At 65.6% G+C, this 14,325-nt stretch carries 13 protein-coding genes and 1 pseudogene; 4 read left to right on the forward strand and 10 right to left on the reverse strand.

What is annotated here, in order from left to right; genetic code table 11:
- Window positions 1-75: 75 nt before the first annotated feature.
- Window positions 76-315, reverse strand: a complete 240-nt coding sequence (locus tag ACQP1O_RS18660) for a DUF2283 domain-containing protein (protein ID WP_433567023.1) — start codon at window positions 313-315, stop codon at window positions 76-78.
- A 369-nt stretch (window positions 316-684) separates the two neighbouring features.
- Window positions 685-1,599: an NAD(P)-dependent oxidoreductase gene (locus ACQP1O_RS18665; RefSeq protein ID WP_433567024.1), complete on the reverse strand. Its 915-nt coding sequence runs from the start codon at window positions 1,597-1,599 to the stop codon at window positions 685-687.
- A 69-nt stretch (window positions 1,600-1,668) separates the two neighbouring features.
- On the opposite strand from ACQP1O_RS18665, the gene ACQP1O_RS18670 reads away from it, so the two are divergent.
- On the forward strand, window positions 1,669-2,223 hold the full coding sequence (locus tag ACQP1O_RS18670; protein WP_433567025.1) for a CGNR zinc finger domain-containing protein: 555 nt from the start codon (window positions 1,669-1,671) through the stop codon (window positions 2,221-2,223).
- A gap of 70 nt (window positions 2,224-2,293) precedes the next feature.
- On the opposite strand, the gene ACQP1O_RS18675 is transcribed toward ACQP1O_RS18670, so the two are convergent.
- Window positions 2,294-2,776, reverse strand: a complete 483-nt coding sequence (locus ACQP1O_RS18675; RefSeq protein WP_433567026.1) for a hypothetical protein — start codon at window positions 2,774-2,776, stop codon at window positions 2,294-2,296.
- 724 nt (window positions 2,777-3,500) lie between these two features.
- Here ACQP1O_RS18675 and ACQP1O_RS18680 point away from each other — a divergent pair.
- Together ACQP1O_RS18680 and ACQP1O_RS18685 are read left to right on the forward strand one after the other, a co-directional pair.
- A complete protein-coding gene (locus tag ACQP1O_RS18680; protein WP_433567027.1) occupies window positions 3,501-4,907 on the forward strand; it encodes a selenium-binding protein SBP56-related protein in 1,407 nt (468 codons plus the stop codon).
- Window positions 4,908-5,131: 224 nt separating this feature from the next.
- A complete protein-coding gene (locus ACQP1O_RS18685; protein ID WP_433567028.1) occupies window positions 5,132-5,677 on the forward strand; it encodes a DUF6630 family protein in 546 nt (181 codons plus the stop codon).
- Window positions 5,678-5,895: 218 nt separating this feature from the next.
- Here the strand turns inward: ACQP1O_RS18685 and ACQP1O_RS18690 are convergent, their stop codons facing one another.
- From ACQP1O_RS18690 to ACQP1O_RS18700, 3 genes are all read right to left on the reverse strand, one after another.
- Complete coding sequence (locus ACQP1O_RS18690) at window positions 5,896-7,338, reverse strand: MDR family MFS transporter (protein WP_433567029.1); 1,443 nt, start codon at window positions 7,336-7,338, stop codon at window positions 5,896-5,898.
- Window positions 7,335-7,931: a hemerythrin domain-containing protein gene (locus ACQP1O_RS18695; RefSeq protein WP_433567030.1), complete on the reverse strand. Its 597-nt coding sequence runs from the start codon at window positions 7,929-7,931 to the stop codon at window positions 7,335-7,337. Before ACQP1O_RS18695 ends, ACQP1O_RS18690 begins: the two co-directional genes overlap by 4 nt.
- Before the next feature lie 132 nt (window positions 7,932-8,063).
- A complete protein-coding gene (locus ACQP1O_RS18700; protein WP_433567031.1) occupies window positions 8,064-8,846 on the reverse strand; it encodes an SDR family NAD(P)-dependent oxidoreductase in 783 nt (260 codons plus the stop codon).
- Between the two features lie 93 nt (window positions 8,847-8,939).
- Between ACQP1O_RS18700 and ACQP1O_RS18705 the strand changes: the two genes are divergently transcribed.
- The gene (locus tag ACQP1O_RS18705; protein WP_433567032.1) at window positions 8,940-9,551 is read left to right on the forward strand and encodes a TetR/AcrR family transcriptional regulator; all 612 of its coding nucleotides are present in this window, start codon (window positions 8,940-8,942) and stop codon (window positions 9,549-9,551) included.
- 223 nt (window positions 9,552-9,774) lie between these two features.
- On the opposite strand, the gene ACQP1O_RS18710 is transcribed toward ACQP1O_RS18705, so the two are convergent.
- From ACQP1O_RS18710 to ACQP1O_RS18725, 4 genes and pseudogenes are all read right to left on the reverse strand, one after another.
- Complete coding sequence (locus tag ACQP1O_RS18710; RefSeq protein WP_433567033.1) at window positions 9,775-10,608, reverse strand: MerR family transcriptional regulator; 834 nt, start codon at window positions 10,606-10,608, stop codon at window positions 9,775-9,777.
- Between the two features lie 128 nt (window positions 10,609-10,736).
- Window positions 10,737-10,923 (reverse strand): annotated as a pseudogene (locus ACQP1O_RS18715) (transcriptional regulator); the annotation flags it as partial.
- Window positions 10,924-10,983: 60 nt separating this feature from the next.
- On the reverse strand, window positions 10,984-12,354 hold the full coding sequence (locus tag ACQP1O_RS18720; RefSeq protein ID WP_433567034.1) for a hypothetical protein: 1,371 nt from the start codon (window positions 12,352-12,354) through the stop codon (window positions 10,984-10,986).
- 198 nt (window positions 12,355-12,552) lie between these two features.
- Window positions 12,553-14,319, reverse strand: a complete 1,767-nt coding sequence (locus ACQP1O_RS18725) for a GNAT family N-acetyltransferase (RefSeq protein WP_433567035.1) — start codon at window positions 14,317-14,319, stop codon at window positions 12,553-12,555.
- Window positions 14,320-14,325 lie beyond the last annotated feature (6 nt).

Here is a 14,325-nt window from a genome sequence, read left to right on the forward strand (position 1 = left end):
ACCACATAGCCCCGCAGCTCGTCGATCCGGCAGGGCTTGCGTCCTCATCTCCACCTCTGGAAAGACCACTGAGGGTCACCGACCGGGAAGCAAGTTTGGGTCCAGTTTCGTCCTGGCGTCGAGCACCTCGATCCCAATGATGCGTCCCTCTGCATCGAGATCGAGGTTGACCATGCCTGCCACGACGATCGGATCAACCGGAACTGTCCTGGCTACGCCGCCGGCCGGGATCTCGTGGGTCAGGTAGATGTACGCCGCGTTGGCTTCGGGGTCGTATGTGACTCTAGGAGCGATCATGCTGACATCCTGCGTCACAGCCATGGTCCCTGCGCACCCATCTGCTGCATACCGCGCTGACCGAACCGGCCAGCGCGGGGCGCCGGCGGCCGAAACCTGGTGCGGTGCAGAACGTCCGCTACTGCCGATTTCCGTGTGATGGGCCTGCTCGTGCACAAGCCCATGCTGGACGGCAGTTCTCGCTAATTTCATTGTGATAGTGCGATTAGGCCCACTGGCGAGACGAGCCCGCCAGCACGAACGACGCACCATGATGCCGCTCCGTTGATCTGTGACTGGGCGTCGAGGGGCCCCGCGAGAAACGTGAGCGGTACCGAGACAAGGTGAAGTCCTGTTTCCGGGCGTGATCGCCTGGTTTGAGGTCACTGTCATCGGCGCCGTCGGCAGTCAGCGTCGTTGCTGTTCTGCGACAACTGCCCAGTCGTCCGCCCCGTGACCGTCGGCGATGGCCTGGTCGAAGACAGCCCGCAGCAGCTGGCCGATCGGGAGCGGGATGTCGTGGTCGGTAGCTGCGTCGAGCGTGAGGTGGAGGTCCTTGCGGCCCAGGACTGTGGTGAATCCGGCTGGCTGGTAGCGCCGTTCGGCGATCATCGACCCGTAGCCTGCGTAGACGACTCCGGGGAAGAGCGTGGAGGTCAGCAGTTCGAGGAACTGTCCAGAGTCGACACCGGCGCTCTCTGCGAGGCTGACAGCCTCGCCCAGTGACTGGATTGCGCAGGCGATCAGATAGTTCCCGAGGATCTTCACCAGGTTGGCCTGCTCCGGATGATCGCCGAGTCGCCATGTCCGCGAGCCGATCACGTCGAAGAACGGCTGCACGCGATCGATCAGCCCGTCCTCACCGGCCGCGAGGATATTGAGTGCCCCGGCTTCGGCGACCGGAACACGGCCGAAAACCGGTGCCGCGACATACCCGACACCGGACTCTGCGTGTGCAGCGCCGACCCGGCGAGCCAGCCCGGCACTCACCGTGGCGACGTTGACGTGAACAGTCCCGGCCGGGATCTGGGAGAGGACCCCGGAGTCGATGAACGTCTCGGCGACGGCCCGGTCATCGGACAGGACCGAGAAGACCACCGGTGAGTGCATGGCCTCTGCGACCGAGGCGGCACGACGGGCGCCCGCTGCGACGAGTTGCTCCGCGTGTGCGTCGGAGCGGTTCCACACCACAACGTCGTGGCCAGCCTTCACGAGGTTGTGTGCGATGGGTCTGCCCATCGCTCCCAGACCGATGACCGCGATGCTGCTCATGCAGAGCACACTCCCTTCAATGAACCGTCTAAGGCGGTTCAAGAATGCCATGGAGTTACGATCACGTCGAACCGTCCAAGACGGTTCGAGGGACGTTGTTGCTCACCGCGGAGGTTGGAAGTGGCCGAGGATGTACGACGTGTGTTCCGGATGGACAACGAGGTCCTGGCGTTCCGATTCACTGCCACCGTCAGCGACAGAGCCGCCATGGAGCCGAGAGAGCGGCTGACAAGCTCCGCACGCCTGAAGATGTGGCTACAGGCCACAGGGCTCGACGTCACCAACGTGTCGCTGGCCGATCTGGAGGACGCCATCGGACTGCGTGAGTCGATCTACCGCATCGGTTCGGCGATCGCCGCAGGTGAACAGCCAGATGCAGAGAACGTCCGCGCCCTCAACGCGGTCGCTGCCGCTGGGCACGCGAAGGCTGCACTGGAACACGAACGCGCGGAATGGCAATTGACGGACACGACCCCTGTCGGTGACGCGCTCGGCGTCCTGGCCACCGATGCGATCCGCATCTTCGGGGGCCCCGATCGCTGCCGCATCAAGAACTGCGAAGGCCCCGGATGTGCGGGGCTCTATCTCGACACAAGCCGTGGAACCAACCGCCGTTGGTGCTCCATGAACACCTGCGGCAACAAGGTCAAGAAGTCACGGCTCGCCGCGAACTGACCCGGACGCACCCTGTCGAACGCACTCTATTGCCGCTGATCGCGCTGACCGAACCCGTCGGCGTGATCGCTTACGGGATGCAGTCGAAGCCGTTGACGTAGGCCGGAGCATTCGCGATGTTGCCGGAAATGGTGACGAGCTCGATGGGTTCGCCGTCGAGGCCAGTGATCGCTGGAGGTTGCTTTCCGCAGTTGTAAGTGATCGGTGTCGGGCTGCGTTGGGTGATCTGCCAGGGACCTCTCATCGTGTTGTCCGGTCCGACAGTGCCCTCAGTAGGTTGGCAGTTGCCTCGGCCGGTGATCACGACGGTGTCTCCGTCCTTGTATCCCAGCGGTGGCACGACGATGGCCTCATCGCATACGTACGTGGGGACGTGAGCGGGTCCGGGGTGGCTGTCGTCGGCTGGCGCGGTCGCGGTGGTGGTTGGTGCGCCAAACATGGCTGCGGTCGTGGTGGATATCGGGGCTGCTATCGGTGAGGTGCTGGGATGCGTCGAGCAGCCGGTGAGCGCGACCGCGAGTAGGCCGAGGGCGAGGTAGGCGGGTTTGGTCACGAGGTGGTCCCCTGTCGTTGAGTGCGAATGCCGGGCGATGCTAATCGAGTCCGTTACGACATCCCATGTCTGTCAGAAGGATTGCGGGTTCGGTGACCGATTCCGATTGTCCAGCTCTGCCGCCACGCCGATCACGGTTCATTTCGGTACCTGCCAGCCCTTGCCGGCACAAGCTTTGGCTGGCAGTAGCGTCCGCTCTATGCCGCATACCGCGCTGACCGAACCGGCCAGCGCGGTCCTGCGGAAGATCGAGGGCCCCCAGGCGACTCGGGCTGTTCCATTCTGGTGTATCGACGGCCCCCCAGGCGACTCGGGCTGTTCCATTCTGGTGTGCCGACAAGGTTCTCGTCCGCCCCGCGGTGGACGGCACCCTGCGGGTGCTGCGCGCGGCCGCCGGAAGCGGCGTCGAACGGGTCGTCGTCACCTCTTCGGGTCGCAGAAATAGACCGAGACGCCGGTTGCGAAGGGTGAACGCGGCGTGTTCGGCAATCTCGTAGCCTTGGCCCCGGTCAGAGTGCGGCACACCTAGATACCAGTGCGGGGCGCTACCGAGTCAGTCGACGACCGCGGTTGCAGCACTGACTAGCTGGTGGATCTACGTCGAAAGGCCGAGACTGGTTACTGCCTGTCCGCGCCATTGCGACCACACGGGTCGCCCCACCTCGGATCCGCCAGATCGGGCGACGTGCGTGAGTCTCGCCTATCGACACGAAGGAGGCTGGAAATGGATCACTCAGACTTGGACCCGACCTTCTATCGGAGCGCAGCGGAGGCGGCTGCCGCGCCACCGGAAAGGCTCGCCTACGTTGCTGCGTTCGACCGGGCGGCACAGCAGCCGGATGCGCTGTCGGTAGTCGATGTGGATCCGGGCTCGGCCACCTACGGCAGGGTGGTGGGCTGGACCGAGGTGCCCCACCTGGGCAACGAGCTGCACCATTTCGGCTGGAACGTCTGCAGCAGCGCGCTGAAGCACGAGGGCCACCGCATCGACGGGCTGGCTCGGCGCTACCTGATCGTGCCGGGTCTGCGCTCGTCGCACCTGTACGTGTTCGACACCCAGCCCGACCCATGTCGGCCCACCCTTTCCAAGATCGTGAACAGCTCCGAGCTCGCGGCCAAGGCCGGCTACTCCCGCCCGCACACGCTGCACTGCGGGCCGGACGGTGTTTTCATGACCTGCCTCGGTGGGGCAGACGGATCGGACGGGCCGGGCGGGATCGCGCTGCTCGATCACGGCACGTTCGATGTGTTGCGGCAATGGGAGACCGACCGCGGGCCGCAATACCTCGCGTACGACGCCTGGTGGCATCTCAACCAGAACACCCTGATCAGCAGCGAGTGGGGCACTCCGTCCATGATCGAGGACGGGTTGCAGCCAGAGTTGCTGCTGGCCAACAAGTACGGCCACGCGATCCACTTCTGGGACCTCACCGCCGGTCGGCACCAGCAGCGGGTCGATCTCGGGGAACAGAACCAGATGGCACTCGAGCTGCGCCCTTCGCACGATCCGGACGCCACCTGGGGTTTCGTCGGCGTGGTGATCTCGACTGAGGATTTGTCGGCCTCCGTGTGGCGTTGGCACCACGACGATGGTGTGTGGGCGGTCGACAAGGTGATCACCATCCCGGCCGAGCCGGCTGATCCCGACCTGCTGCCACCGGCACTGAAACCGTTCGGCGCGGTGCCGCCGCTGGTCACCGACATCGACCTGTCGGTTGATGACGCGTACCTCTACGTCTCGTGCTGGGGCACCGGGGAGCTCAAGCAGTTCGACGTGCGCGATCCGGCCAGCCCGAAACAGACCGCGTCCGTCCGGCTCGGCGGGATCGTGGGCCGCGCCGCCCACCCGGCCGCGCCGAACCAGCCGCTTGCGGGTGGCCCCCAGATGGTCGAGATCAGCCGTAACAGTCAGCGGGTCTACCTCACCAACTCGCTCTACAGCACGTGGGACGACCAGTTCTACCCGGATGGGGTCGGCGCCTGGATGGCCGTGCTGCACACCGATCCCGACGGCGGAATGACCATCGACGAGTCGTTCTTCCCACACGACGAGGACTTTCGAGGTCTGCGGGTGCACCAGGTGCGCCTCCAGGGCGGTGACGCCTCCTCCGATTCCTACTGCTACCGCTAGCTAGACCGCCCCGCCGACGACTCAACCCGATGTGGGCACGGCTCACTCGCCGCAGAGGTTTCCAGCGCGGGCCGCTTCAAAGCTGGATGTAGCGAGCAAGAGTGCGCGCTCATGCCGAGTTCCGTGTGTTTCGATGTCGCTCTCGGTCGAAAGTGAACTTGTCGGCGGGGTCTCCTACCCTTGCGCTTCGAGAACGTCTCGACACGGCAGACAGGGATGATCAGTTGCAATCCAGCTCCGAACGCGCTGAAGCCCTCGTTGTTGTTGCTGCGCTGTGGATGCCGGACAACCCAGAGATCCACGCCTGGTTTCGGGCGGTTCTGGATGCCATCTACGTCGCCATAGCCGAGGATCAGCCGTTCATCGTGCTCGATGGAGAAGTCTTCGACGAGTACACATTCGACGAACCGGACGACATCGCCCAGCCACTGCTGGACTGCCTCGTGTACAACGACCACCTCGCCAGGTTCGACTGGAAGGCCAGCCCGGAGGAGATACGCCGGCAGCTCGAGTCATTGCCGTCCTATCCCAGAGATCTGCCCTGGGACTGGTATCCGGTGTTCCTGCAGGCCAACGAAGGACTTCACTTGGGCGACCTCGCTGAGTGCTTTCTCCAGGCTCTCGGAGAAAACTGTCACAGCCACGGAACGGCATTACTGGCGGTCGACACCCAGTCCGACAGCTACGCAGTGACATTCATGCCCATCGAGCTCGCCGAACAGATCGCTGGCACCTCCTACGGATGGGCAAGCCCCGTGCGTTCGGCCTGAGACCTGACGCTCGGGTCTAGTGCAGAGACGTCCTGTCATGCCGCATACCGCGCTGACCGAAACGGGCAGCGCGGGGCGCCGGCGGCCGGAACCTGGTGCGGTGGAACGTCCGCTATTGCCGATTATGTGCCGTCATCGGACGCCCGCCATGCAGTCGACAAGCGGCCGCCTGGCTGTCGCCGGTCAACGAATCTTCTGCATCACCGGGGAAAGCCAGGTCAACCGCGCCGCGGCAGCATCAGCGCGGGTAGGACAGCGACAGCACCGATCACGAGTGCCCACCAGTAGGTTTGGGTGAACGCGTGGGTCAATGCCTGGTTGACTTCATCGGTTCGGACTGTTCTCGTGAACGCGTCGACACCGGGGGTCCGATGTTCGATGTCGCGTTGAATCAGCACCAGCAGCGCCGCGACGCCGAACGAGCTGCCAGCGCGGAGACCGACGTTGGTAGCGGTTGTGGCCGAAGGGATTTCGGAGTGTCGTAAGGTCTGGTAGCTGGTGCCCATCGCCGCGGGCATGATCGTGCCGTGTCCGAGGCCGATCACGAACAGCGTTGCCGCGACCAGGATGTCGCTGGTGCCGGGCCCGATCTGAGTGAGGCCGAGGATTCCCAGCAACACCACGGGCAGTCCGGTGAGGATCAGCAGTCGCGGGGAGTGCTTGTCGGCGAGTTTGCCGGTGATCAGCGTGGTCGCCATCGCGCCCAGCCCGAGGGGCGCGACCATCGCACCGGAGCGTAGCGGGCTGTCGCCGTTGACGGTCTGGAAATACAGCGGCAGCAGCGCCATCAGACCGGACAGGGTGCCGATGTAGACGAACATCATCGCGTTGACTGCGGCGAAGTTCCGATCCCGCAGCAACCGGACGTCGACCAGCGCTGCATCACCCCCGCGGTGCGCGTGCCGGACGTAGCAGCCGACCAGCACGACTCCGGTCAGCACGCCGGCGATGACACGGATATCGGTCGGGTGAGTCCCGCTGCCCGCCTGCGCGGTGCCGTACACCAGCGCGCCCAAACCGGGTGAGAGCAGCGCCAATCCGAGGATGTCGAGCCTGGCGTCGTGGTCGCGGACCGGATCGGTCGGCAGGAGCCGGATCGCGGCGATGACGGCGATCGTGCACAGGGGAACGTTGATGTAGAACATCCACCGCCACGACAGGTGGCCGAGGATCAGGCCACCGACAGTCGGGCCGAGGACCGGGGCGAGCATCGCGGGCACCGCGACAGCGCTCATGACGCGCCCCATCAGGGTGGGCCCGGCGGCGCGGGCCAGCATCGTCTGCCCGATCGGCAGGATCATGCCGGCGCCGAAGCCTTGTAGCAGCCGGAACATGATGAGCGCGGTGATGTTCCAGGCCATTCCGCACAGCATCGATCCGGTGATGAACAGCAGTAGCGAGACGATCCACATCGTCTTCGGGCCGAATCGCACGATCGCCCATCCCGAGAGCGGGATGCTGGCCGACAGCGCCAGGGTGTATCCGGTCAGTACCCATTGGATCGCTGTGAGCGACGTATGGAACTGAGCGCCGAGGGTGTTCACGGCCACGCTGGTGATCGTGGTGTCCAGGATCGTCATGATCGCGCCGAGGACCACCACGATCACCAGTTTGCGCAGGGCCGGGTCGAAGTCGGTCGATGCCGTCGGAGCCTGTGTCATTTGTCTTGTTCCCCACCATCGGCCGGCAACAGCCAGCCTCGGCGCGGACGGGCGTAGCGGGGTTTCAGCACGTAGTGGTAGAGGGTGCGAATCGGGGAGGGTAGGAAATCGAGCATCTTGGCCTGGGCCTCGGCGGGCGCGTCGTCGAGCGCCCACGGAAGATACTCGGTCACGGCGCGAAGTCCGTTTCGTTTGCGCATTTCCGCGCCGAATGCCGCCCACCCGGGTCCGCCGATGGTGCGGTCGATGAGCGGCAGGGCCAACTGTTCCTCGTGGGTGAAGTGCGTATCGAGCGCCGCAGCCAGTGCGTCCACATCGGACCGCAACCGCAGGCCGCCGCCGGAATTGGCGATTCCGGATTCCACCTTGGCCAGCAATTCCTCGATACCCTCGTGTTCGGCCTCCATATCGTCGAGGATCGCCAGGTCTGCCGGATCGTCGACTGCGGCGCGCACCAGTGGCCACAGGGCGGCGTCCTCTGTGCTGTGATGCCGGCCGAGCTGGCGTTGGAACGTCTCCCACCCGATCCGCACCGATGGCTCGGTGAGGCGACCCTCGGCGACGGCGGCCGTGAGGCGTATCAGGTCGCGCATGCAGGCGTCGTGGGCCAGATACATTCCGAAGAAATCGATTGTCGTGGTTGGTCTGTGGTTGTTCATGGTCACTGCAACCGTTCTCGTTGAGGGTGTTTGGGCAAACTGCATGTTCAAATCAGGGGCAAGCACTCACGGCATGACCGAGCCGCCCGCGATGTCGAGCGTGATGCCGGTGATCCACGACGACGCGGCGGAGGCGAGGAACAGCGCCGCGGAGGCGACGTCGTCGGGTGTGCCGAGCCGTCCCAGCGGGAATCCGCGCAGCAGGTGCTGCCGTTGTTCGTCGGACATGAAACGCCGCATCCGCTCGTGCTCGATCGTGGCGGGCGACACGCAGTTGACCCGAACCCCTAGAGGCGCAAGCTCTTTGGCCAGATGGCGAGTCATCCCCACCACCCCCGCCTTGGCTGCTGCATAGGCGGCCGAGGCAGGGGTGGCCTGCCGGGCCGACGATGACGCCATGGTGACGACGGTGCCGCGACGAGCGGTCAGGTCCGGCAGGAACGTCGAGATGGCCTGGAAGGTCGCCGTGAGGTCGGAATCCACCACATGCCGCCAATGGTCGGCGGTCTCCTCGATCGACGGCACCGGTTGGCCGTAGCCGCCGGCGAAGGCGATCACGATGTCGACCCCGCCGAATCGGTCCAGGACCAGGGCGCGTACCCGGTCCAGGTCAGGTTTCGAGGTGCAATCGCCCACGGCCGCCAGGGCCCGGCCGCCCGCGTCGGTGATCGCGGTCGCGACGCCGTCGAGCGCGGTGTGGTCGCGGCCCACCACGGCCACCGCGACACCGTTGCGGGCCAGCGCGGTGGCGGTGGCCGCGCCGATTCCGCGGGAGCCGCCTGTCACGACGGCGGTCTTGCCCGCCAGATCCGGGTGGTTGGCCATCACTACAAGGTCTGGAGTAGTCACGCCACTGTCCTTTCGTCCTCACGGTGCCCCGCGATCTCATTTAGTTAGACTGTCTGTATGAATGAATCAGGTTCACCAGGTACTGTCAAGGCCATGAGTCCACGTCAGTACAACCTGGGGAAGCGCACCGCGCAGATCGAACAGAGTCGCCGGCAGGTTCTCGATGCCGCCCGGGCAGTGCTGGGTGAGGCCGATAGCTACACCGGATTCACTCTGGATGCGGTAGCCAAGCGCGCGGACGTGGCCCGTGCAACGGTCTACTACCAGTTCGGGTCGAAAACAGGCCTGCTGGAAGCGGTCTGCGATGATCTCGGCGTGGCCGGCGGTCTGTCCGAACTGGTCAAGGCATTCACCAATCCCGAACCACTCACGGCGCTCGCCGAATTCATTGCCTGCTTCGCGCGATTCTGGCAGGCCGATCGCCCTGCCATGCGGCGACTGCGCGCGCTGGCCGCACTCGACGCCGACGTCCACGCGGTCATCAGCGCCCGCGACGAGCGGCGCCGCGAAGGCTTGGCGGTATTGGTGGCTCCCTTCGCCGACGGGAACCCGCCGGAGGAAGGCGCCGATCGGCAGGTGCGTATCCTGCTGGCCCTCACCAGCTTCGAGACGTTCGACACCATGGTCGGACCGGAAGGCGATCTGTTCGATGCCGTTCCGGTGATCGCCGGGATAGCAGCCACCGTGCTGGGAGCAGACGCATAGGTATGTTCGGTTCGCTCGGGCAGAGGCGAACGCCCCCCGCAGCAACACCCCACGCTGATGCCAGAGAGTCCTGAGGCCGCACCGCTGATCGCGCTGACCGGCCCCGCCCGTGCGACACCACGGAAGATCAACGGGCCGAAGGGCATCCGACGCAGCCGAACATACGCTATTGCCGAGTTGAGTGCGGTAGAGCAGGTGGCGCGGGAATCGTCCCGCGCCACCTCTATCTCATTGCATCGGGCTGCTGGTAGGCAGCAGATGTGCCAGAGCCTTGGAATTCACTGTCCGCGTGCAGCATTCGCGGCTTTGATGAATTCGATCTGGGCAGGTGACGGGCCGCGGAACTCTTGTGGATCCGGTCTGCGTTGTCGGCCTGCATTCGATACAGACTGTCGCGCAACCCCGCATCACCACCATGGAAGTCTTCCAACAGACCCATCCACCGCGCGGCCAGCTGCTGCGCCTGCGCTGATGCCGGGTCCGCCCCAGCCTCGATTGCCGCATCGACCTGCGGGATCAGCTCGCCCCATCCCGCTTCGACCTGCTGGACATGGGGCTCGCCGAATTCCTCCCGACGCTGAGCGAGCCGCGCCAATTGCTCCTGCGTGAAGTATTGCTTGACGGTGTCGTCGACCATGACAGTCCTCCTGACCAATCCCAGGAAGTGATTCGCAGAGATGTCGGGCCTGTTCTCCGCCGTTGCGGCCAGCGCCGCCACCAGGGCGTGCAGGTCCTGCGTCGCAACAACCTGAGCAGCCAGATAATCGCGATGCACGGCCAGCACCTGCGCCATTGCCACGTTGCCCGCGAGCACATTCGCGATCTGGTCCAATCCCAAGCCCAGCTGACGCAGGGCCAAAACCTGATATAGGCGCTGGACATCGGCTTCGGTGTAGAGCCGGTGGCCGGTACCGGTGCGCCCGGCCGGGCGCACCAGGCCGATGCGGTCGTAATGATGCAACGTCCGCACCGTCAATCCGGCCTCGGTCGCGAGCTCACCGACCTTCCACACCTGCTCGATTCCCGGCTCGTCCATCTGCTTCCATCTCACTTCCACCGACGCACCTTGCGCTGGTACCGCCGACACTAGGACCTGACGTTACGTCAGGAGCAAGCCGAAACCTCCTGCTGCATCTCGATCGATCATGTTCTGGTACCAGGATCATGGCTGGCCTGTCGGGAAGCTCAATCAGCGGTCACGGGCTGGTCGGACAGGCCCAGACGCATATGCTCGCTGTGGTTGCCAGGCCTCGTCGAGTAGCTGGGCGACATGATTGTCGTGGAGGCTGTAGACGATGCTGCGGCCGGTTCGGGTACCGACCACCAGGCTCAGATTGCCCGGCAGCCGCGGCTGATGAGAGACCGCGGACTCTAGCCGATTACGGGATGTCCACCGCCAGATCCAGGTGGGCAGAATCGGTCCGCCGGGTAGCTATTGCGACAGATCCACGTCGGTGTCGGCGAAGACGGGGGTGACATCGACACCGGCGGGCGGCCGCAGGCGCCGCAGGTTGCCGTCGACACCGACCACGTACAGGGCCCAGCCGTCGCCGTCGGGGGCAATACGCACAGATGTCGGGCCATTGGGCGGTATGGGGCTCGAGGTCTGCATCCCGGTGGCGATCGTGCACGTAGCACCAGTATTGGGGTCGATGTGATAGACACTGCCCGAATAGTCCCCGGTGATATACAGCTGACCGGACCGGGTGGCCTCCATGTCGTCGAGGAACGGGATGATCCCGTCATGGACGGTAGCGACGACAGTCGAGGTCGTAGGCGCGTCCAAGGGGATTCGCAACACCTGCGAGGTGAACTCGTTCTGGGTGTAGATCGCGTCGCGGTCGGGACTCAGCGCAATCCCGTTGGGGTAGGGCGTATTCGACCAGTGTGGGGTGAATTCGCCGGTGGACGGCCGATACCTGCTGATCCCCACCGGCACCGGAACCGACAGATGGGCGATCAGCAGATCACCATCGGGGAGTAGTAGCAGGCCGTCGGGCTGCACAAGCCCTGTCAGCGCTGTGGTCACCGTGCCGGCGGCCACGTTGTAGCGTTGCAGGGTGCCGGTCCCGGTGAGCGAGGTGCTGTTGCCGGTCAAGAAATACAGGTCGTTACCGACCAGGCGCAGTCCGGCGGGATGGTCCAGGTCGGTCAGTAACGTGGTCACCCGGTTGCTGGAATCAACGTGGTAGATAACACCGTTCACGATCCCGGATACGAAGAAGCCGCCATTCCCGTCCGGTTCGAGGTTCTCGAGATCACCCAGATTCGAGGCGAGCGTATCGACCTGCCACCCGTCCGCACACGAAGCAACATCGGTATTCGCTTGCGCTGCCGGGGCTGTCGACACGACCCCGACCGCAGCGATCGCACAAACACCCGACAATAGCTCGCGAACCCGATGATTCGCCCCCACCCCCAGCATGCCGCAGATCGTAACGATTGGACATACATCCGTCCAGTTAGCTGGTTCCACAACGAGTCTGGAGCGACCCCGCCAGACTCGAAATCCCAGCCGGGCCGACAACGCCTGACGCCAGCAGTCCGAGTAACGCACCCTATGCCGCTGAGCGAGCGATCCGGTCAGACGATTGTGGCTACGGTGATGCCGGCTGCAGGTCTGGAGTCCTGCGCAGGTTGACGGCCTGCACTGTGCGGGGTCGGGCAAGCTGGCGTGCCGTCGTACAGTGGCACGGTGCTCGGGCGATTCAATCCTCGGCGTCGCCAGGCTGAGCCGGCCGCCCCTGAGAAGGCCGATGCGGCAGGCGATGTCGACCTGATCGGCATTCGTCGCGGCCGTCACGGATGGTCACCTCTGGCGGGCTGCGTCCGGTTGACGCCGTGAAGCCGACCACCGGATCGATGACGAACGTCCGCTTCTGCTGCATACCGCGCTGACTGAACCGGACGGCGCGGGGCGCCGACGCCCGGAACCTGGTGCGGTGCAGGACATCCGCTATTGGCGGCCCTCTCGCGCCGCTGAGCGGGCGGCGGGAATCCGTCAGAGCGCCCGCTTCAGCCCGACGTGACTGTTGTCGTACCCGAGCCGCGCATAAAAGGCGTGAGCCCGCTTGCGGACCCGGTCTGTGGTGACCTGCGCGAGTGTCGCACCTCGGTGCCTGCCATGGTCGTGCGCCCACTCGAGCATCGCGGTTCCGATGCCGCGAGAGCGTTCCGAGGAAGCGACCCGAACTCCCTCGATCTGGAGGCGGGTGGCGCCGCCGCGGGACAGCCCCGGAATGATGGTGAGCTGCATGGTGCCGACGATCCTGTCGCCCTCGTCCCGGACCACGGCCAGATAGTGCGAGGGATCACTGGTGATGGCGTCGTACGCCTCGTCGTAGCGGGCAATTTCGGAACCTTCGCGGGTACGACCGATCTCGTCATCGGAGAGCAGCGCGACCAGCGCCGGCACGTCGGCACGCCCCGCCCGCTGCACACGATAGATCCGGTCGCCGAGTCGGAGCCGACCACCGACCGAAGCCCGTGCCCGGGACTGCAGCCGGGCGATCAGCGTGTCCAGCCAGGCGCCAACGTGCCGCCGGGCCTCGGGAGTGTCCGGGTACCGGCAGCGCAGGTGCAGCCCCGCCTCGTCGAGGACGAACCAGAGCATCACGCCGTCGGTCCGAATCGTCGCGCCGACGTATTGGGCCTCCAATCCGGTCGCGTCGACTCGCACCGGCAGCCGACGCAGGTCCAGCCACGAAATCGCGAACATCCCCGGCGCCTCGGGCATCCCGCCCCACGGACGCAGGATGTCCTCCAGTGGCCAGGACCCCATCCGGACGGCCTCCTTCACCGCCTCCGCACTGGCACGGGGATCGGAGTCGGCCGACTCGAGCACCGAGTTGGTGATGAACCACCCCACCGAGTCGTGCCAGGTGGTGTCATACCGACTGTGCACCGGAAACACCGCCCGCAGTGCGGTGCCGGCCAACTCACGGGTCACCTCGGTCATCGCCCCCACCACCAGCGCCAAGGTCGAGACGCCGTCGTCGCGGGCCTGCGCCGAGAACGCGGCGCTGTCGTCGACGTCGAGCACATCGCGCACCTCCACGCGCTCCTGCTGCAACGTCGCCTCACCCAGCGACAGCGGGAACCGTGGCATCACATCGCCGCTGCCCGCCAGCACCTCTGCCCAGCGGCGGTGCACCTCGGCGGGCGCCGGCGGGCGGTCCCGCAGCGCGCGGGTGTGCTCCGCGAAGGCGGGTACGGGCGGCAACGACGGTGAACGACCCTGCTGTACCGCGGCCAGCGCGGCGAGCAGGTCACGCGCGATCACCAGCATCGACCACATGTCGACGTGCGAGTGGTCGGCGGCGACCACCACGGTCGGCCCTACCGCGGTCTCGAGCACGCATAGCCGGTGCGACGGACGACCGTACGGTGAACAAGCACGGTCGAGCACGGCGCGGAGCGCATCGTTGACTGCCTGCCCCGGAGCGATCACATGCTCGACCCAGCCACCGGGGAGGATATCGACCTCGTGCAGCTGAGGCTCGCCGTCCTCGCCCGGCACGAAGACCGACCGCAGCGTGCCGTGCCGCTCGATCACCGCCAGCCAGGCGGTCGCGAGCTCATCGGGCGGTACCGGCGCGGAGAGCCTGAAGGACAACGCCATCCAGGATCCCGCTCGGTCGCCGGCGCCGACGTGGCGTCGCTGGTCGAAGGACACGGGAAGTGACCGGCCCACCCGCCCCACGGTGACGTCGAAGCCCAGCAGGCGGCCGAACGGCAGGCGCAGGTGCGCGACGTTGGTCAGCCGCATGACGGT

Origin of the sequence: Nocardia sp. CA-151230 (genome assembly GCF_050942175.1) — a bacterium.
GTDB lineage: Bacteria > Actinomycetota > Actinomycetes > Mycobacteriales > Mycobacteriaceae > Nocardia.